The sequence below is a fragment of the Plantactinospora alkalitolerans genome (assembly GCF_015690345.1).
GTDB lineage: Bacteria > Actinomycetota > Actinomycetes > Mycobacteriales > Micromonosporaceae > Plantactinospora > Plantactinospora alkalitolerans.
Map to the genome: position 1 here is coordinate 1 of NZ_JADPUN010000038.1, position 18,902 is coordinate 18,902.

At 71.8% G+C, this 18,902-nt stretch carries 14 protein-coding genes; 9 read left to right on the top strand and 5 right to left on the bottom strand.

Features of this window, described 5'->3' with window-relative positions:
- Positions 1-31: 31 nt before the first annotated feature.
- A complete protein-coding gene (locus I0C86_RS01735) occupies positions 32-919 on the bottom strand; it encodes an SURF1 family cytochrome oxidase biogenesis protein (RefSeq protein WP_196199409.1) in 888 nt (295 codons plus the stop codon).
- A 241-nt stretch (positions 920-1,160) separates the two neighbouring features.
- On the opposite strand from I0C86_RS01735, the gene I0C86_RS44725 reads away from it, so the two are divergent.
- Together I0C86_RS44725 and I0C86_RS01745 are read left to right on the top strand one after the other, a co-directional pair.
- Positions 1,161-3,485: a cobyrinate a,c-diamide synthase gene (locus I0C86_RS44725; RefSeq protein WP_196199398.1), complete on the top strand. Its 2,325-nt coding sequence runs from the start codon at positions 1,161-1,163 to the stop codon at positions 3,483-3,485.
- 58 nt (positions 3,486-3,543) lie between these two features.
- Positions 3,544-4,116 (top strand): GNAT family N-acetyltransferase, encoded by a 573-nt coding sequence (locus I0C86_RS01745; RefSeq protein ID WP_196199399.1) that lies wholly within the window; start codon positions 3,544-3,546, stop codon positions 4,114-4,116.
- A 53-nt stretch (positions 4,117-4,169) separates the two neighbouring features.
- On the opposite strand, the gene I0C86_RS01750 is transcribed toward I0C86_RS01745, so the two are convergent.
- Complete coding sequence (locus I0C86_RS01750; RefSeq protein ID WP_407676253.1) at positions 4,170-6,332, bottom strand: transglycosylase domain-containing protein; 2,163 nt, start codon at positions 6,330-6,332, stop codon at positions 4,170-4,172.
- A gap of 144 nt (positions 6,333-6,476) precedes the next feature.
- On the opposite strand from I0C86_RS01750, the gene cobC reads away from it, so the two are divergent.
- The 3 genes from cobC to cobA are packed head-to-tail and all read left to right on the top strand — an operon-like array spanning position 6,477 to position 10,224.
- Complete coding sequence (gene cobC, locus I0C86_RS01755) at positions 6,477-7,550, top strand: Rv2231c family pyridoxal phosphate-dependent protein CobC (RefSeq protein WP_196199401.1); 1,074 nt, start codon at positions 6,477-6,479, stop codon at positions 7,548-7,550.
- On the top strand, positions 7,550-8,791 hold the full coding sequence (locus tag I0C86_RS01760; RefSeq protein WP_407676254.1) for a nicotinate-nucleotide--dimethylbenzimidazole phosphoribosyltransferase: 1,242 nt from the start codon (positions 7,550-7,552) through the stop codon (positions 8,789-8,791). The genes cobC and I0C86_RS01760 overlap by 1 nt, the downstream gene beginning before the upstream one ends.
- Entirely contained in the window at positions 8,788-10,224 is a 1,437-nt protein-coding gene (gene cobA / locus I0C86_RS01765) for a uroporphyrinogen-III C-methyltransferase (RefSeq protein ID WP_196199403.1), read from the top strand. The genes I0C86_RS01760 and cobA overlap by 4 nt, the downstream gene beginning before the upstream one ends.
- A gap of 74 nt (positions 10,225-10,298) precedes the next feature.
- Here cobA and otsB read toward each other — a convergent pair whose 3' ends face one another.
- Positions 10,299-12,893 (bottom strand): trehalose-phosphatase, encoded by a 2,595-nt coding sequence (otsB, locus tag I0C86_RS01770; RefSeq protein WP_196199410.1) that lies wholly within the window; start codon positions 12,891-12,893, stop codon positions 10,299-10,301.
- A gap of 11 nt (positions 12,894-12,904) precedes the next feature.
- The gene (locus I0C86_RS01775) at positions 12,905-14,305 is read right to left on the bottom strand and encodes an alpha,alpha-trehalose-phosphate synthase (UDP-forming) (protein WP_196199404.1); all 1,401 of its coding nucleotides are present in this window, start codon (positions 14,303-14,305) and stop codon (positions 12,905-12,907) included.
- Between the two features lie 322 nt (positions 14,306-14,627).
- Between I0C86_RS01775 and ettA the strand changes: the two genes are divergently transcribed.
- The 4 genes from ettA to I0C86_RS01795 all read left to right on the top strand — a co-directional run bounded on the left by ettA (position 14,628) and on the right by I0C86_RS01795 (position 18,308).
- Positions 14,628-16,304 carry an energy-dependent translational throttle protein EttA gene (gene ettA / locus I0C86_RS01780; protein WP_196199405.1) on the top strand — a complete coding sequence of 559 codons (1,677 nt, stop codon included), beginning with the start codon at positions 14,628-14,630 and terminating at the stop codon, positions 16,302-16,304.
- The gene (locus I0C86_RS01785; protein ID WP_196199406.1) at positions 16,297-16,794 is read left to right on the top strand and encodes an acyl-CoA thioesterase; all 498 of its coding nucleotides are present in this window, start codon (positions 16,297-16,299) and stop codon (positions 16,792-16,794) included. The genes ettA and I0C86_RS01785 overlap by 8 nt, the downstream gene beginning before the upstream one ends.
- Before the next feature lie 21 nt (positions 16,795-16,815).
- Positions 16,816-17,592 carry a hypothetical protein gene (locus tag I0C86_RS01790; RefSeq protein WP_196199407.1) on the top strand — a complete coding sequence of 259 codons (777 nt, stop codon included), beginning with the start codon at positions 16,816-16,818 and terminating at the stop codon, positions 17,590-17,592.
- Positions 17,593-17,723: 131 nt separating this feature from the next.
- Entirely contained in the window at positions 17,724-18,308 is a 585-nt protein-coding gene (locus I0C86_RS01795; protein ID WP_192764871.1) for a type III secretion system chaperone family protein, read from the top strand.
- A 33-nt stretch (positions 18,309-18,341) separates the two neighbouring features.
- On the opposite strand, the gene I0C86_RS01800 is transcribed toward I0C86_RS01795, so the two are convergent.
- On the bottom strand, positions 18,342-18,773 hold the full coding sequence (locus I0C86_RS01800; RefSeq protein ID WP_196199408.1) for a globin: 432 nt from the start codon (positions 18,771-18,773) through the stop codon (positions 18,342-18,344).
- Between the last annotated feature and the right edge of the window lie 129 nt (positions 18,774-18,902).

An 18,902-nucleotide genomic window follows, 5' to 3' on the forward strand; every position in this document is an offset into this window, starting at 1 on the left:
CGGCTTTCCGGTCCGGGCCGGGCCGGTGTGCTCAGGGCTGAGGGGCGGGTGCCGACTCGTCCAGCCGGTCCTGACCCAGCCGGTCCTGACCCAGCCGGTCGTGACCCAGCCGGTCCTGACCTGCCCGGTCCCGATCGCGGCCATCGCTGCCAGGGCCGCCGCCGCGTGCCTCCCGGCGGGCCGCCCAGCCGAACCCGACCAGGGCCAGGACCGCGAACAGCCACCACTGGACGACGTACCCGCCGTTCTGCCAGTCGTTCTCGTGCCGGATCGGTATCGCCGAGAAGATCGGGTCGGCCGCCGGCGTCTGCTCGTCCAACAGCAGGTACCCGTGGTAGATCGGGTACGGCAGCTCGCGTGCCAACGCGGGTAGGGCGATCCGCCGGGTCTCGATCCGGCCGTCCCGGCGGACGACGGCGTCGGGTTTGCTCTCCGACAGGTGCACCCGGCCGACCACGGTCACCTCGCCGGACGGGGCGGTGGGCACCTCGGGTCGGGCCAGCGCGCTACCGCCCGGAGCCGGCGGGATCCATCCCCGGTCCACCAGGACGGCACTGCCGTCGGGAAGGAGCAACGGGGTGAGCACCTCGAATCCGACCTGGCTCTCGACCGTACGGCTGCGGATCAGGATCACGTTCGTGCTGTCGTACCGCCCGGTGACCGTGACCCGGGTCCACGCCGCGTCGGCCGGGGGCGCCGCACCCAGCGCGCCGGCCGTGCCGGCCGGCACGGGCAGGACCTGGCCCACCGGTACCGGTGGAACCTTCGCGGTGGTGTCGATCCGCTCGTTGATCGCGGCCCGTTCCTGGTAGCGACTCAGTTGCCAGTTGCCGAGCAGCACCATCACCGCGGACGCGGCCAGGGTCAGGGCGAGAATGCCCAGCCAGCGAGGCGTGAGCAGGAACCGGTACACACCGATGAGGCTACCCGGACGGTCAGGGCGGTTCCCCAGGTGGCCGGCTCGGCGGTCCAGCCCGACGCCCGCCGCCGGGTATCCTCACGCGCGGCGGTCCGATCGACGGGTCGGGCCGCCCCAACATCGCAACACCACCGTCCGCAACATCACCGTCCGCAGCGCCGCCGCCCACAGCACCACCCCCCCGTCACTGTCATTCGCACCGCCCGCACCGGGTTGGTGTCCGCGTACCGAGGAGCCGACCATGATCGCCGTGCCGCGCGTAGTGGTGAGCGCACCGTCGTCAGGGCACGGCAAGACCGCGATCACGGTCGGCCTGCTCGCCGCGCTCGCCGCCCGTGGACTGAACCCCGCCGGGTTCAAGGTCGGTCCCGACCACACCGACGCCGCCTACCTCGGGATGGCCGCCGGGCGTCCGGGCCGCAACCTCGATCCCCGGCTCGTCGGCGCACAGCGAGTCGCCCCACTCTTCGCCCATGGCGCGGCCGGCGCCGAGGTCGCGGTCGTGGAGGGGACGATGGGCCTCTTCGACAGCCTGGCCGGCAGGCCCGAGAGCGACTCGACCGCCGCGATCGCGACGACTCTGCGTGCGCCGGTGGTGCTGGTCGTGGACGTCGGGTCGATGGGGCAGTCGGTCGCGGCGCTGGCGCACGGCTTCCGGGCGTACGACGAGATGCTGTGGCTGGGCGGCGTCATCCTGAACCGGGTCGCCTCGGACCGGCACGAGCAACTGCTCCGCGACGCGCTCGACGACATCGGCGTACCGGTGTTCGGGGCGCTGCGCCGCCGGGACCTGCCGTCCGTTCTGCCGTCCCGGCAGCATGGGGTGGTGCCGGTGATGCAGCTCGGCGTGGAGGCGTACCGGGGGGTGCGTCGGCTCGGCGAGGCGATCGCGGGCGCGGTCGACCTGGACCGGTTGATGGCGCTGGCCCGTTCGGCCCCCCGGGTGTCGGTGGCGGCCTGGTCCGCTGCGGAGGCGCTCGGCGACCTGGACCCGGCCGGGGCGGGCGTTGATGCCAAGGCCCGACGCCCGGTGGTGGCACTGGCCGGCGGACCGGCCCTGTCGTACTCGTACGCGGAAACGGCCGAGCTGCTGGCCGCGGCTGGTGCCGAGGTGGTGACCGTCGACCCGCTGCGCGACGAGACGTTGCCGGTCGACACCGGAGCCCTGGTGATCGGCGGTGCTCTACCCGAGGCGTACGCCGAGGAACTGTCGGCGAACCGTCGGTTGTGCATTGCCGTCGCGGAACTGGCCCGCACCGGTCGGCCGGTGATCGCCGAGGGGGCTGGCCTGCTGTGGCTGGCCCGCGAACTCGACGGGCGCCCGATGTGCGGGGTGCTGGACGCCGCCGGGGTGAGCATGGATCGGACCGTGGTCGGTTACCGCGAGGCGACGGCTCGCGCCGACACGCCGGTGGCCCGGCTCGGTGCCCGGATGGTCGGCTACAAGCACCATCGGGGGGTGTTGACGCCCCGGGCCGGGCAGACCCCGGCGTGGAGCTGGGGCGGTGGACCGCCGGAGGGCTTCGTGTGGCGGCGGGTCCACGCGTCTCAGTTGACGCTGCACTGGGCGAGCAACCCTGCCATCGCCGGCCGGCTGGTGGCTGCCGTGGCCTCGGCCGCGCCGGCCGGTCAGACCGGTCCGATGGCGCCGGCCGGATCTCCGGCCGGACCCGCCCAGTCCACCTCTACCGGTCCAGCCGGTCCAGCCGGTCCGGTCAGTCCGGCTGGTCCCGCTGGTTCCAACGGTCCAGCCGGTCCGACTTCCAACGGTCCAGCCGTTCCGACGAGTCCAGCCGGGCCGGGACCAGCCGTTCCGGCCGGATCACCCGGATCGCCCTCGTCGGTCGGGTCGCCGTCGTCGGTCGGGTCGCCGTCGTCCGGTGGTGTACCGACGCTGGCGGGCTCGCCCGCTCCGACCGGGGCGCCAGATCCGGCGATGTCGGCGCCGGGTGCTTCGACCGGGCCGGCTCCGGCGCCCACGTCCGCTCCCGCGGCGTTCGCCCCGGTGGTCGCCCCGACCACGGGGATCCCGGCCAGATCGGTGTCGGCCGCACCGGCGGACGCGGTACCGGCCGCTCCGGCCGGACCGCCCGCCCCGATGATGGACGAGCGGGTCGTCGCGGACCGCTTCGCCGGTGACCGAGCAGCGGGGGCGCGGACCGCCGGTCCGGCTGCCGTACCACCGTCCGGTGCTCCGGCGCGGTCGATGCCGCCGTCCGGTGCTCCGGCGCGGTCGATGCCGCCGTCCGGTGCTCCGGCGCAGTCAATGCCGCAGTCCGGCGTGCTGGCGCAGTCGATGCCGCCTGCCGCGTCCACGGTGCCGGGTGCGGCACCGGCCGATCACGGACCGCCGCCGTCGGCCCGTGCCGACCGGGGGTCCGCCAGCGTGAACGGTTCGGACGGGACGACGGGAGAGGCCAGGGTCGACTCCGCCCCGCCGGCCAACGCAGCCGGGCCGGTGTCGTCGTCCGGACCGGTGTCGTCGTCCGGACCGGTGCCGTCGTCCGGACCGGACCGGACGGCCGGATCGGCGCAGCCGGGTCCACCCGTGGGGCCGACGACATGACCGGCTGGCTCCGGGGAGTCGTGCCCTGTTCCGACGTCGAGTGGGATGAGTCGGCAAAATGAGCGGCGAGGTGGCGATACGTCGCTTTCCGACCCTGACGGTGTCGACGCCGCGGGTGCACGTACGACCGTTGCGCGCTGACGACGCGAAGCCCGTCTCCGCGATCTTCGCCGACAAGCAGACCCAGCGCTGGCTGCCGTTCCAGCGGGAACTCGGACAGATCGACGCCGGGTCCTGGTGCACCGAGATGGCGCAGGAGCGGCGGGACAGCGGAAACGGTGACCACTACGGCGTGGTCAGGCGCGAGGACGACCAGTTGGTGGGCTGCCTGTGGACGAAGCGGACGGACTGGGGCTGCCGGGTCACCGAGGTGTCGTACGCGATCGCGCCGGAGGCGCGGGGGTTCGGTATGGCAGCCGAGGCAATCGACGCGGTGGCGGTGGCACTGATCCTGGAGCACGGCTTCCAGCGCCTCGAACTGCGGGTGGCGCCCGGGAACATCGCCTCGCGCCGGGTCGCGGAGAAGGCCGGTTTCACCTACGAGGGGCTGTTGCGCAACGCCGGGTACGTACACAGCGGCCGGGTCGACCTGGAGGTCTGGTCGTTGGTGGCGGCCGACCTGCAGCATTGAGCGTCCCTGCCGGGCGCCGCTGCGGCGTCGGGCCGGTCGACCGGCGGCGTCGGTCAGGCACTGATCTCGGCTGACGGTGGGTTGAACTGACGGACCGGCTGGTCCTTCAACGCGTCCTTGAGGAATCCGGCGACCGCGTCGATCGGTTTGTTCGCCTGCCCCGACCCCACCGGGTTCATCGGGCTGTCCGGGTCGGAGAGGAAGCTCGCCACGGCCAGCTCGGGGGTGTACGCCACGAACCAGGCCGCCCGGTCGCTGTCGGTGGTTCCGGTCTTGCCGGCGACCGGCCTGCCGACGATGCCCCGGACCCGGTCGGCGGTGGACCAGCCTCCGCAGGAGCCACGGGCCGGAGTGTCTCCCGTCGGGCACCGGGCGGCATCGGTGGCGGCCCGCGCCGCGTCGGGATCGATCTCCTGGTTGCACCGGGGCTGGGCGATGACGAGATCCATTCCTGACCCGCTCCGGTACGTCGCGGGCGTCCCGTCCGGACTGGTGATGGAGACCACCGGCAGCGCCTCGCAGAACCGCCCGTCGGCGGCGATCGTGGCGTACGCGTTGGCCATCTCCAGCGGTGTCACGTCGGAGACCCCGAGGGTGAACGAGCCCCACTTGTTCGCCTGGCTGGGCGAGGCCTGCCGCTTGTCGATGTCGGTGCGCCACTGTAGGCCCAACCGCTCGGCCAGCCGGACCACGTTCTCCGCACCCACCTGCTGCTCCAGCCAGACGAAGTAGGTGTTGACCGACTTGCCGAATCCGGACCACATGGTCTGCCGGCCGCTCATCGCGCCACTGGCGTTGGACGGGCACCAGAATCCGCCGCAGTCGGTCGGGCCGCCGCTGCCGTCCGGGTAGATCGAGACGATTCGGTGCGGGGAGTCGAACGCGGTGCCCAGGCCGAGTCCGGCGTCCAGCGCGGCGACCATCGTGAACATCTTGAACGTCGATCCGGCCTGGTAGCCGGGCAGGTCGCCGCCGCCCAGCAGCGGGACGACGGTGTTCGGGTAGTTGCCCTTCATCTGGCCGCGCCTGCTCGGGTCGGAGTGTGCCCCGTTCTCGCTCTGGTCCAGCGAGTAGACCCGGTTGACCGCCATCGACCGGACGTACCCGGTGCCCGGCTCGACCGCGACCAGGCCGTGCGCGAATGGGCTGCCCGCGGATTCCTCGGTCATTACCCGCCGCTCGGCGGCCTCATGGATCTTGGGGTCGAGGCTGGTGATGATGGTGTACCCACCGCGACGAAGCTTGTCCAGGCGTTCCAGCGGGTTGGCACCGAACGCGGGCTGGGCACTCCACCAGGCTTTCAGGTAGTCGCAGAAGAAGCCCCAGCTGTTCTGCTCCTCCGGCACCGACATGCAGTCGTTGGGTGGGTTGCTCAGCCGCAGCTGGATCGGCTCCGCCATGGCCGTCGCCGTCGCCTGTGGGGACAGGTAGCCCATCGCGTGCATCCGGTCGAGCACGTAGTTCCGCCGGTCGGTCGCGGCCTTCCGGTCCGAGCTGGCCGGGTCGTAGGCGGTGGGTGCCTTCACCAGACCGGCGAGGGTGGCCGCCTCGACCGGGGTGAGGTCCTTCGGCAGTTTCGAGAAGAAGATCTCCGACGCGGAGTAGATCCCGTACGCCCGGTGGCCGAAGTAGGCCGAGTTCAGATAGCGCTCCAGGATCAGCGCCTTGCTGCTCTCCTTCTCCAGGTCGAGTGCCAGGCGCATCTCGCGGAGCTTGCGCAGCGGGGTCTGCTCGGTGGCCTGCTGGATCTCGAGCGGGGTCTTCGCGCTGTCCCGCAGGGCCATCCGGACGTACTGCATGGTCAGGGTCGAGGCGCCCTGGGACACGCCGCCGGCCTGCTGGTTGGCGACGAAGGCCCGGACCACACCCTTGGGGTCGACCCCGTTGTGTTCGTAGAACCGGGAGTCCTCGGAGGCCACGATCGCCTGCTGGATGTACGGCGACATCTGGACGAGTGGCACGTACCGCCGGTGTTCCTCGTAGAAGGTGGTGATCAGGGTGGTGCCGTCGGCGGCGTAGACGTAGCTGGTCTGGGCCGGGGCCGAGGCGAGCAGGTCGGCCGGGGTCTTGTCCACCATGTCGGCGCCGGCTTTGGCGGCGAGTCCGCCGATCGCGACGAGCGGGAACGCCGCCGCCGCGACGACGACACCGGCGATGAGCCCGGCGCGGAGCAGGTGGACGATCCGACCGGAGGAGGGGCGGGTGGGATTGGTCACCTTTTCAAGATATGATAAAGGTGAGTAAAACATGATAAAGATTCGCGAATGTGGCGGTCTTCGAGCCGATCGCTTCGACCGCCTCCGATCCCGATCGGGTCGCCCGCTGGCCGCCGCCGGTGACGCCCCGGCAGGATCATCCCCATGCAGGCACCCGTGCCAACCCCCGTCGGGCCCGACCTCGGCCATCACGGCGACGCGGAGGTCGCGCCCGGCCTGCTGGACCTCGCGGTCAACGTCCGGCGAGATCCGATGCCGACCTGGTTGCGTGAGCCGATCGTGGCGGCCCTGGACACGTTGACGGCCTATCCCGATCCGGCACCGGCCCGGGCTGCGATCGCCGCCCGCCACCGCCGGCCCGCCGACGAGGTGCTGCTGACGGCCGGCGCGGCGGAGGGATTCGTCCTGCTCGCCCAGGCCCTGCGCGACGCCCGACGGCCGGTCGTCGTACATCCGCAGTTCACCGAGCCGGAGGCGGCGCTGTGGGCGGCGGGGCACCGGGTCGAGCGGGTACTGCTGCCGCCGGAGACCGGATTCCGGCTGGATCCCGCCCTGGTACCGGCCGACGCCGATCTGGTCTTCGTCGGCAATCCGACAAATCCCACCTCGGTGCTCCATCCGGCTGCCGTGCTGGCCGGACTGGCCCGGCCGGGCCGGGTGCTGGTGGTCGACGAGGCGTTCGCCGACTCCACCGTCGCAGCACCCGCCTCGGGTGAGCCCGAAACGCTGGCCACCCGCCGGGACCTGCCGGGTCTGGTGGTCGTGCGGAGCCTCACCAAGACCTGGGGGCTGGCGGGGCTGCGGATCGGCTACCTGCTCGGTCCGGCGGAGTTGATCGAGCGGCTGGCCGCCGTACAGCCGCTCTGGGCGGTGTCGACCCCGGCGCTCGCGGCGGCGCAGGCCTGCGCCAGCCCCGCCGCCGTCGCGGCGGAGCGCGGGATCGCCGCGCGGCTCGCGGCCGAACGGGCGTACCTGGTCCGCAGCCTGGCTGAACTACCGCCGGTACACGTCGCGGGCGCCCCGGCGAGTGCGTTCGTCCTGATCCACCTGGCCGGGGCGGCGCGGGTACGGCTGGCCCTGCGGGAGCGCGGCCTCGCCGTCCGGCGTGGCGACACCTTTCCGGGGCTGGGTCCGGATTGGCTGCGGGTGGCGGTACGGGACACTGCGACGACCGATGTGTTCGTAAATGCGTTGGCCACAATTCTGGAGGCGGGATGATGCTGGACGAAGCCATCGCGGAGATTCGTCCGCTCGACGGGGCGGCGATGGCCGAGGCACGGGAACTGCACGGCCGGTTGACGAAGCCGGCCGGCTCACTCGGCGTCCTGGAGGAACTCTCGGTACGGCTGTCCGGCCTGGCCGGCGCCTGCCCGCCGCCGGTGCCGGAACACGCGGCCGTGGCGATCTTCGCGGCGGACCACGGCGTGCACGCCCAGGGTGTGTCGCCGTGGCCGCAGGAGGTCACGGCGCAGATGGTGAGCAACTTCCTGGCCGGCGGCGCGGTGGTGAACGCGTTCGCCCGACAGGTCGGCGCGTCGGTGACCGTGGTCGACGTCGGCGTGGCCAGCCCGATCGCCGGGCCGACGACCCCGGAGCCGGCCGGAACGGATGTTCCCACGCCAGAATCGTCGACCGCGCCGGCTGCCACACCGCCGGCAGCACCGACGGGGTCGGTACCGGCACAGCCGACCGCTGCGGCGGGGCCGGGTCGGTCGCCCGCGCCGACGCAGGTCGGGGTCGCCCCCGGTACCCGGCGTCCGTGGTCCGACCATGGACCCCGGCTGGTGTCGATGCGGGTGCGGAACGGCAGCCGGGACATGACGGTGGAGCCCGCCCTCACCCGGGACGAGGCACGCGCGGCGGTCGAGGCAGGGCTCCACACCGGCTACGAACTCTGCGGCCGGGGCGCCGGAATTCTGATCACCGGGGACATGGGCATCGCCAACACCACTGCGGCGGCGGCGCTGATCGCCGCCTTCACCGGTGCCGATCCGGCCGAGGCGACCGGGCGGGGCACCGGGGTCGACGACCCGACGTACGCCCGGAAGATCGCGGTGGTCCGTGCCGCGCTGGCCCGGCACGCCCCGGATCCGGCCGATCCGATCGGGGTGCTCGCCACGGTCGGCGGGTTGGAGCACGCGGCGCTGGCCGGGTTCATCCTGGCCGGCGCGGCGTCCCGGGTCCCGGTGCTGCTCGACGGCGTGAACGCGGTGGCCGCCGCGCTCGCCGCGGTCGCGCTCGCCCCGGACGCGGCCGGTGCGCTGGTCGCCGGGCACCGCTCGGCCGAGCCGGGTGCCACCGTCGCGCTGGAGGGGTTGGGGTTGCCACCCCTGATCGACCTCGGCCTTCGACTCGGCGAGGGCACCGGAGCCCTGCTGGCCCTTCCGGTCGTCGCCGGTGCGGTCCGGGTACTGCACGAGGTGGCCACGTTCGACGCGGCGGGAGTCTCGGAGAAATGACGCTGTATCCGCTGGCGCTGCGGCTCGACGGCCGGCGTGTGCTCGTGGTCGGTGGTGGCGCGGTGGCGACCCGCCGGGTGCCGGCGCTGCTGGAGGCGGAGGCCCGGGTGGTCGTGGTCGCCCCGGAGCTGACCCCGGCCCTGAGGGCCCATCTCGACGCCGGGCGGCTGGAGTGGGTCGCCCGCCGGTTCGAGCCGGCCGACGTCGACGGAGCCTGGCTGGTCCAGGTGGCGGTCGACGATCCGGTCGCCGCCGAGGCGGTCAGCGATGCCGCGTTCGCGCGCCAGGTTTTCTGCGTACGTGCCGACGACCGCGCCGCCGCGACCGCCTGGACCCCCGCGGTGACCCGGTACGGGACGGTCACCGTGGCCGTGCTCGGCGGCGGTGACCCGCGTCGGGCGGTGGCGGTCCGGGACGCGATCCGGGAGCGGTTGATCGACGGCACCCTGCCCGGCTCCGGCCCGGCGCCGAAGACCGGTCCGGGGCCGTACGGGTCGGTGAGCGCTGTGCCGGAACTGGACGGGACGGTGGGTGGGCCGCCGGAACTGGACGGGTCGGTGGACGGTGCGCCGGAACTGGACGGGTCGGTGGGCGGTGCGCCGGAACTGGACGGGACCTTCTCGGACGGGACCTTCTCGGACGAGGTGACAGCGGCGTCGGTCGACGGGGCGGTCCGGCCGGTCGGCTGGGTTGCCCTGGTCGGGGCGGGACCGGGCGACCCCGAGTTGATCACGATCCGTGGTCGGCGGTTGCTCGCCGAGGCGGACGTGGTGGTCGCCGACCGGCTGGTACCCGGGCTGCTCCTCGACGAGTTGCGCCCCGAGGTCGAGTTGGTGGACGCCACGAAGATCCCGCACGGCCCGGCCGCCGCCCAGGAGGAGATCAACCGGGTTCTGGTGGATCGGGCCCTGGCCGGCGCCCGGGTGGTCCGCCTGAAGGGCGGCGACCCGTACGTCTTCGGCCGTGGCGGCGAGGAGGCGCTCGCCTGCGCGGCGGCGGGGATACCGGTGACCGTCGTGCCGGGAGTGACCAGTTCGATCGCCGCTCCGGCGGCGGCCGGCGTTCCGGTCACCCACCGGGGGGTGGCGCACGAGTTCACAGTCGTCTCCGGCCACCTTCCGCCGGACCACGCGGACTCGCTGGTCGACTGGTCGGCACTGGCCAGGCTGCGGGGCACCCTGGTCGTGCTGATGGGACTGAACAACCTGCCCGCGATCACGGCGGCGCTGCGGGCGTACGGCCGGTCGCCGCAGACGCCGGCGGCGGTGGTGCAGGAGGGTACGACGGGCGGCCAGCGGGTGGTCCGGTCGACGCTCGAGTCGGTTGCGGCGGACGTGCTCGCAGCCGGTGTCCGGCCCCCGGCGGTGGTGGTCTTCGGTGACGTGGTGACCACCCTGGCCGGGCTGCCCGTACGCCCCGCGCAGCGGTCCTAGCTCCCTCCCGAAGTGTTAGGAAGGGCCCCTTCTTCTACAGAAAACGATAAGAAGGGGCCCTTCCTTCACCTTGGCTAGATCTTGACCAGGTCGTCCAGGAGGAGGGCGCAGCGGATCAGGCCCAGGTGGCTGTACGCCTGGGGATGGTTGCCCAGGCCGCGCTCGGAGATCGGGTCGTACTGCTCCGGGAGCAGGCCGGTGGGGCCGGCGGTGTCGACCATCTGGGTGAAGAGTTCCTCGGCGTCGGAGCGGCGGCCGGTGCGCAGGTACGCCTCGATCAGCCACGCGGTGCAGATGTGGAAGCCGCCCTCGCGGCCCGGTAGGCCGTCGTCCCAGCGGTAGCGGTAGACGACCGGCCCGCTGCGCAGGTCGGCCTCGACCTTGAGCACCGTGGCCAGGAACCGGGGATCGTCGTCGGGCAGCAGGCCGGACAGGCCGATCCAGAGCGAGGAGGCGTCCATCTCCTCGTCCCCGTACGCCACGGTGTAGGCGCCGGCCTGCTCGTGCCAGCCGTACTCCAGCACGTTGTGCCCGATCCGGTCGCGGAGTTCGACCCACTCCGGCCGGTCCCCGTCGCCGTGCTGCCGTACGACGTGCAGGGCCCGGTCCACGGTCATCCAGCACATCACCTTGGAGTACACGTGGTGCCGGGGTGGCAGCCGCGCCTCCCAGAGCCCGTGGTCGGGCTCGTGCCACCGGCGGCTCACCGCCTCGACCATGTTCTCCAGCACCCGCCACTCGGTGTCGTGTACCGAGCCGCGCAGGTCGGCGACCGCGGACAGCAGGTCCGCGACCGGCCCGAAGACGTCGAGCTGGAGTTGGTGGTTGGCGAGGTTGCCGACCCGGACCGGCCGGGAGCCGGCGTACCCGGGCAGGGTGTCGATGACCGCCTCGGCGCCGAGTTCGAAGCCGTCGACGGTGTAGAGCGGATGCAGCCGCTCCGGATGCCCGCCGGTGCGTTCGATGCAGCCGTCCACCCAGCGCAGGAAACCCTCGGCCTCGGTGAGCGAGCCCAGGTCGACCAGTGAGCGGGCGGTCAGCGCGGCGTCCCGCAGCCAGCAGTAGCGGTAGTCCCAGTTGCGGACCCCGCCCAGTTCCTCGGGTAGCGAGGTGGTGGCGGCGGCGAGGATCGAGCCGCTGGCCTCGTGGACCAGGCCGCGCAGGGTCAGCGCGCTCCGGCCGACGAGGTCGCGGGCGGTGTTCGGCAGCCGTAGCCCGGCCACCCAGTCCCGCCACGGCTGTTCGGCCATGGCCTGCCGCTCGTGTACCGGCACCCGGTGGTGGGCCAGGCTGTGCGAGCCGAAGCGCAGTTCGCAGGTGACCGAGCCGCCGGCCGCGGCCAGGTCGACGACCGCACGGGCGGTCTCGTAGCCGCCGTCGTTGACGATCTCCCATTCGACGCCGGGGGAGTAGAGCGCGATCGGTTCGTTCGAGCCGAGCACCAGCAGTCCGTCGCCGAGCGGCTGGAGTTGCACGGCGACCTGGCCGAACTCGGGGCGGGGAGCGAAGTCGAGCCGGGCCCGGCCGGCGCCGCTGAGCACCCGGATCAGCGTCGAGTCGCCGGTCACCACCGCCGGGCCGGCGGGCACGCCGACGCTGGACGGGCGGTCGAGCCAGTCGGTGACGGTCAGCCCGGACCAGCGGGTCTCGACCGTCATCGTGCCGGAGCGGTAGCGCTGCCCGAGGGGCAGGCCGCCGCGCTCGGGGGCGATGCTGAAGAAGCCGGCCGGGTTGCCGCCGACCAGGTCGGCGAAGATCGCCGGGGAGTCGGGCTTGGGGTGGCAGAGCCAGCTCAGGCTCGCCTCCGGGGTGACAAGCGCGACGGTACGACCGTTGGCCAGCATCGAGTGCCGCTCGATCGGCACCGCGCGCTCGCCGAACAGCCAGTTGCGGCGTACCTCCAGGAGCAGTCCGAGCACCCGGGCGGCGTCGACCGGCTGGTCGATCCGGAAGTTCGCCAGGGTCTCGCCCGGACCGATCTTGATGCCGACGTCGGGGCCGTGCAGCTTGGCGAAGGCGTTCTCGTCGGTGACGTCGTCGCCGAGGAACAGCGCCGCGCTGGCCGACATCTGGGTACGGAGCTGGTCGAGCGCGGTGCCCTTGTTGGTCGGGATCACCGACAGCTCGATCACCTCCTTGCCCCGGGTCACGGTGACGTCCGGCCAGGTGGCGGGGCCGTTGCTGACGGCCGCGTCGACCTCGGCCGCCACCTCGGGTTCGGCACCCCGGGTGTGCACCGCGATGCTGGCCGGCTTGGTCTCCAGGCGTACCCGGGTCCGGCCGGCGACGATCTGGCGCAGCTCGTTGCGCAGCCGGGTGCGTACCTCGATCAGCTCCGGCGAGAGTCGCTCGACGAAGCCGACGTCGAACTCGGAACCGTGGCTGCCGACCAGGTGCACCTCGCTGGGCAGCCGGGACAGTGTCGCCAGGTCGCGCAGCGCCCGACCGGAGACGACGGCCACCGTGGTCTGCGGAAGCGCGGCCAGGGCGCGTACCGCGGCGACGGACTCGGGCAGCGGCACCGCCTTGGTCGGGTCCTCCACGATCGGGGCGAGGGTGCCGTCGTAGTCGCAGGCGACCAGCAGTTGTGGCACCCGGGCGATCCGTCCGACCGCGGCCCGTAGTTCCGGTGCGATCGCGTCGAGGGTCCGTGGACCGCCGTCCAACACGGAGGAGGGCTTCACTCCGCCTCCGTTTCGGGTACGCCCAGTTCGTTGAGGAAGGAACGGGCCCAGTGTCCGACGTCGTGGGTACGCAGGTGGCGCTGCATGATGCGCATGCGGCGCCGGGCCTCGACCTTGTCGACGTGGACCGCGCGCAGTAGCGCGTCCTTGACTCCGTCCGGGTCGTGCGGGTTACAGAGGAATGCCTGGCGCAGCTCGGTGGCAGCGCCGGCAAACTCACTGAGCACGAGTGCGCCGCCCGAGTCGGCGCGCGTTGCTACGTACTCCTTGGCCACCAGATTCATTCCGTCTCGCAGCGGGGTCACCATCATGACGTCGGCCGCGCAGTACAGCGCGGCCAGTTCACTGCGACTGTACGACTGATGGAGGTAATGGACTGCCGGTACGCCGACCCGGCCGAATTCACCATTAATCCGGCCAACCTCGCGTTCCACCTTGACCCGGAGTGCCTGGTAGTGCTCCACACGTTCCCGACTTGGCGTAGCAACCTGCACCATAACCGCATCGGGAACTGTCAACTTTCCGTCAGAGAGCAACTCGCGGAACGCCTTGAGTCGAAGCTCGATGCCCTTGGTGTAGTCGAGCCGGTCCACGCCCAGGACCACGGTCTTCGGGTCACCCAGCTCGGTACGGATCTGCTTGGCCCTGGCCTGCACCGCCGGGTCGGCACCCATCCGCTCCATCTCGGCGACGTCGATCGAGATCGGGAACGCGCCCGCCTTCACCTGGCGCCCGTCGACCTGGATCATCTGGCCCTCGTAGCGGAGCCCGAGCAGGTGCCGGGCCAGCCGGACGAAGTTCTGCGCCGCGAGCCGCTGCTGGAACCCGACCAGGTCGGCGCCGAGCAGACCGCGGAGCACCTCGGCACGCAGCGGCATCTGCATGAACAGCTCGATCGGCGGGAACGGGATGTGCAGGAAGAAGCCGATCCGCAGGTCGGGGCGGAGTTCCCGGAGCATCGCCGGCACCAACTGGAGCTGGTAGTCCTGGACCCAGACCGTCGCGCCCTCGGCCGCCACCTCGGCGGCGGCCTCCGCGAACCTGGCGTTCACCAGGCGGTACGCCTCCCGCCACCGGCGCTTGTACACCGGGGTCTCCACCGCGTCGTGGTAGAGCGGCCAGATCGTGGCGTTGGACTGGCCCTCGTAGTAGCGTTCGAGTTCCTCGGCGCTCAGCGGCACCGGGTGCAGCCGGATCCCCTCCAGGTCGAACGGCTCCGGCGCGGCGCCCACCCCACCGGCCCAGCCGACCCAGGTGCCCTGGTGTTGGGCGAGCACCGGGTGCAGGGCGGTGACCAGGCCTCCTGGGCTCCGCCGCCACTGCCGTCCCTCGGGAGTGTTCACCTCGTCGACCGGCAGACGATTCGCTACGACCACGAACGAGCTACGAACGGTCACAATCAGTGCACCTCCGGTGATGACGGGTGTCCACCGCTGAGCGTACTGAGCGTAGCCGCGGCGCCTAGCCCCCAGTGCCACTCTTACTGCCCTGCGGGACGTTCGGGGGAAACCCGAAGGTGATCATGGACACTCGGCCGGGCCGGCGGAGGGTGATGTGGGCGCAGCGTGGCGGACCTGTCAGGATTGACTGTGGCGTTTCGCCCAACCGGGGAGCCGGTACGAAACCGACTCCGTGGTCCAAAGGAAGCCCGATGTCGTGGTCGGTCGCAAACACGTCACGGCATCCGGGAAACATTATCCGTGGGAGGTAGGCCGCACCGTGGCCCAGTACATCTACGTCCTGGAGAAGGCGCGCAAGGCGCACGGCGACAAGGTCGTGCTGGACAACGTGACGCTGAGCTTCCTGCCGGGGGCCAAGATCGGTGTGGTCGGGCCGAACGGCGCCGGTAAGTCCAGCCTGCTCAAGATCATGGCCGGTCTGGACCGGCCGAGCAACGGCGACGCCCGGCTGATGCCGGGTTACACCGTCGGACTCCTCGCCCAGGAACCGCCGCTCAACGACGCGAAGACCGTGCTCGGGAACATCGAGGAGGCGGTGGCGGAGACCAAGGCCAAGCTGGAGCGGTTCAACAAGATCGCCGAGCAGATGGCCACCGACTACTCCGACGAGCTGATGACCGAGATGGGCCAGCTCCAGGAGGAGCTGGACCACGAGGACGCCTGGGACATCGACTCCAAGCTCGAACTGGCGATGGACGCGCTGCGCTGCCCGCCGCCGGACGCCGACGTCACCCAGCTCTCCGGCGGTGAGCGGCGCCGGGTCGCCCTCTGCAAACTGCTGCTGGAGGCGCCCGACCTGCTGCTGCTCGACGAGCCCACCAACCACCTGGACGCGGAGAGCGTGCAGTGGCTGGAGCAGCACCTCGCCAAGTACGCCGGCACCGTCATGGCGATCACCCACGACCGGTACTTCCTGGACAACGTCGCGGGCTGGATCCTCGAACTGGACCGCGGCCGGGCCGTCGGCTACGAGGGCAACTACTCCACCTACCTGGAGAAGAAGGCGGCCCGGCTGGCCGTCGAGGGCCGCCGGGACGCCAAGATGAAGAAGCGGCTGACCGAGGAACTGGAGTGGGTCCGGTCCAACGCCAAGGCCCGGCAGACCAAGTCCAAGGCCCGCCTCGACCGCTACGAGGAGATGGCCACCGAGGCCGAGAAGACCCGCAAGCTCGACTTCGAGGAGATCCAGATCCCGCCGGGCCCGCGCCTGGGCAACCTGGTGATCGAGGCGCAGTCGCTGCGCAAGGCGTTCGGCGACCGGGTGCTGATCGACAACCTGAGCTTCTCGCTGCCCCGCAACGGCATCGTCGGCATCATCGGCCCGAACGGCGTCGGCAAGACCACCCTGTTCAAGACCATCGTCGGGCTGGAGCAGCCGACCGCCGGCGCGGTCCGGGTCGGCGAGACGGTCAAGCTCTCCTACGTCGACCAGAACCGCGAAGGCCTGCACGGCGACAAGACGGTCTGGGAGCTGGTCTCGGACGGACTGGACCACCTGATGGTGGGCAAGGTCGAAATGCCGTCCCGGGCGTACGTGGCCGCGTTCGGATTCAAGGGCCCGGACCAGCAGAAGCCGACCAAGGTGCTCTCCGGTGGCGAGCGCAACCGGCTGAACCTGGCGCTGACCCTCAAGATCGGCGGCAACGTCATCCTGCTCGACGAGCCGACCAACGACCTGGACGTCGAGACCCTCTCCTCGCTGGAGAACGCGCTGCTGGAGTTCCCCGGCTGCGCCGTGGTCATCTCGCACGACCGGATGTTCCTCGACCGGGTGGCGACGCACATCCTGGCCTGGGAGGGCGACGACGAGAACCCGTCCAAGTGGTTCTGGTTCGAGGGCAACTTCGAGGCGTACGAGAAGAACAAGGTCGACCGGCTCGGTGCGGACGCGGCCCGGCCACACCGGGTCACGTACCGCAAGCTCACCCGTGACTAGTCCGGTCGAGGCCGATCGCACCCAGGCCACCCGGTACGTCTACGACTGCGTACTGCGCTGGTCCGACCTCGACGCGTACGGGCACATCAACAACGCCCGCTTCCTCACCCTGTACGAGGAGGCCCGGGTGGCGCTGATGTTCGCCGGCGGGCGGGCCTGGGGCGTCGGCTCGTTCGCCGACGGGGTGGTGATCTACCGGCACGAGATCGACTACCTGCGCCCGGTCGAGTACGCCCTCGGCCGGGCAACGGCCGAGCGGGCCCCGACGGTACGGATCGAGATGTGGGTCGAGGACCTGCGCCAGTCCCGGTTCACCATCGCCTACGAGCTCTTCGACGCGGGCGTGCTGGCGAGCCGGGCCCGCTCGGTGCTCGTGCCGTTCGATCTGGAGCGGCAGCGCCCACGCCGGCTGACGGACCAGGAGCACGAGTTCCTCCGGCCGTACCTCGCCCCGCCGGCCGGCGCGAAGGGCGACCCAGCGGGGCGATGAGCGACGGTAGGGGGTGGACCGGTGTCCGGTGCGGAGCGGCCTGAGGGCGGTGCGACGGTGGCGACCGGCGACGGGCACGGGTTGTCCGGCGCGGCGGACGCGGGAGCCTTCCTGGCCCGGCTGACCCGACTCGACCCGGCGGCGGTGGTCCGGCTGCGTTCCGGAGTCCCCGCCGGAGCCGCCGGAGCGGCCGGTGGAACCGGCCGAACCGTGCTCTGGAGCCGGTTGCCCTGGGCCGTCCTGGTGAGTCGGGTCGTCGCCGGGAACGGTCCGGGCGACGCCACCGTTTCGGCCGCCGAACTGCTCGGCGAACTCGCCCGGGGTGGCACCGCGTTGCCGCGTCGCCGGGACGCCGACTGGCGGTGGCCGGTGCCGGGAGCGGCCGGCACGGTGGTCGAGACCATCGCGGGCGACGAGCTGCGCCGGATCGCCGTCGCGGCGGCGGGCACCCTGCGGACCGCCGCCGCCGAGGGTGTCGGCGGCCGGGCGGTCGGTCAGCGGGCCCTCCGGGACGCCCTGCTCGATCACGTCGCGGTGGTGGTGACTCCGGCGGCGTCGCCCGGTGCGGGCGTACCGGAGCCGTCGGCCGGCGGCGGTCGGATCGAGATCTCTCAACGACTCGTTCAGGCCATCGTCCGGATGGGCTTTCTCGGCTCCCCCGGCGCGACCGAGCGGGACGCCGTACAGGTTCGGATCGCGGGTCGATGGGTTGGACTTGCTGCACCTTTCGGAGCAGCATGGTCACAGAAAGTCAGCCAGTTTACGATTACCCCGGTCCGTGATCACCCGAACGGATGATGAGGCATGGTCCATCTGTCTTGGGGCTGTCGTTGGGGGGGTGCTTCAGGCCGGCTGTACGGGTACCGTCGGGCCTCGGATCCAACGCAACGTAGGCGAGTGGATCCGCTGGGGAGCGAGGTGCGCAAGCGATGCCGTGGTGGTCATGGCGCCCCGGCCACGCCGGTGGCGGTGAGCCGGAAACTCGAAGCAGGATCCAGACGGACGGCGCGGTCCGGGTCGGGCCGCCGGCGCCCCGGGAGCCGGAACACGACTCCCGGCCGGGGGACCGGGCGACGATAAGAGAGGTTCCGCCGGTCATCGCGCCGGTGACGCTACGCCGGGTCGGCGACGCCCTCGACCTACTCGATGTGCGCTACCTCGCCGACGGCGACGGCAGCCTGCTGGCGATGTGGGAGCGGCATGCCGTGCTGTTCGCCCTGGAGGGCCCCGACGACGAGATCCTCGTGATGCGGGCCCGTCCACACTCGACGGTGCCGCCGGACTGGGCCGACCGGGCGTACCGGGTGGTCAACGAGTGGAATCACACCCGCCGGTTCTGCAAGGCGTACGTGGGTGATCCCACCGAGCGCGGGCAGTTGCCCATCTACGCCGAGTTGCAGGTGCCACTCAGTGCGGGTGCACACGACGCGTTGCTGGTCGAGATGCTGGACTGCGGTGCGGCGGTCGCCACGACGTTCGTCGACTGGCTGCACGACGAGGGCGCGCTGCTCTAGCCCGCGCCGGACGTAGGGTCCGTCCGCCGATCGTCAGGAGGTCGGACCCGGTGTCTCGTCCATGGTGTTGACCATGAAGTAGGCGGCCCGTTCCAGGTACTGCCACAGGGCCGTGGCGGACTCCTCCGGCAGTTCCAGGCTGTCCACGGCCCGACGCATGTGGTGCAGCCAGGCGTCGCGCTCGGCCGGTCCGACCCGGAACGGCGCGTGCCGCATCCGGAGCCGCGGGTGGCCCCGCTGTGTCGAGTAGGTGTTGGGGCCGCCCCAGTACTGGATCAGGAACAGCGTGAGCCGGTCGGCGGCCGGACCGAGATCGGCTTCCGGGTACATCGGCCGGAGCAGCGGATCGGTGGCCACGCCCGCGTAGAACTCGTCCACCAACCTCCGGAAGGTCGGCTCGCCGCCGATCTGGTCGAAGAAGGTTGGCGACGGGCGGGCCTGCTCTCGCTCACCTGCGGGATTCACCGCTCCATCCTGCCATCCGACAGGGTGATCGACCCCCGCCGGAGCCGGGTACCGGTGCGGTCTGGCTCACATCCCGGTCCAGCCCGACGGGCCGGGCGGGGGTCAGACGGCGCCGATTCCGGCCTCGGA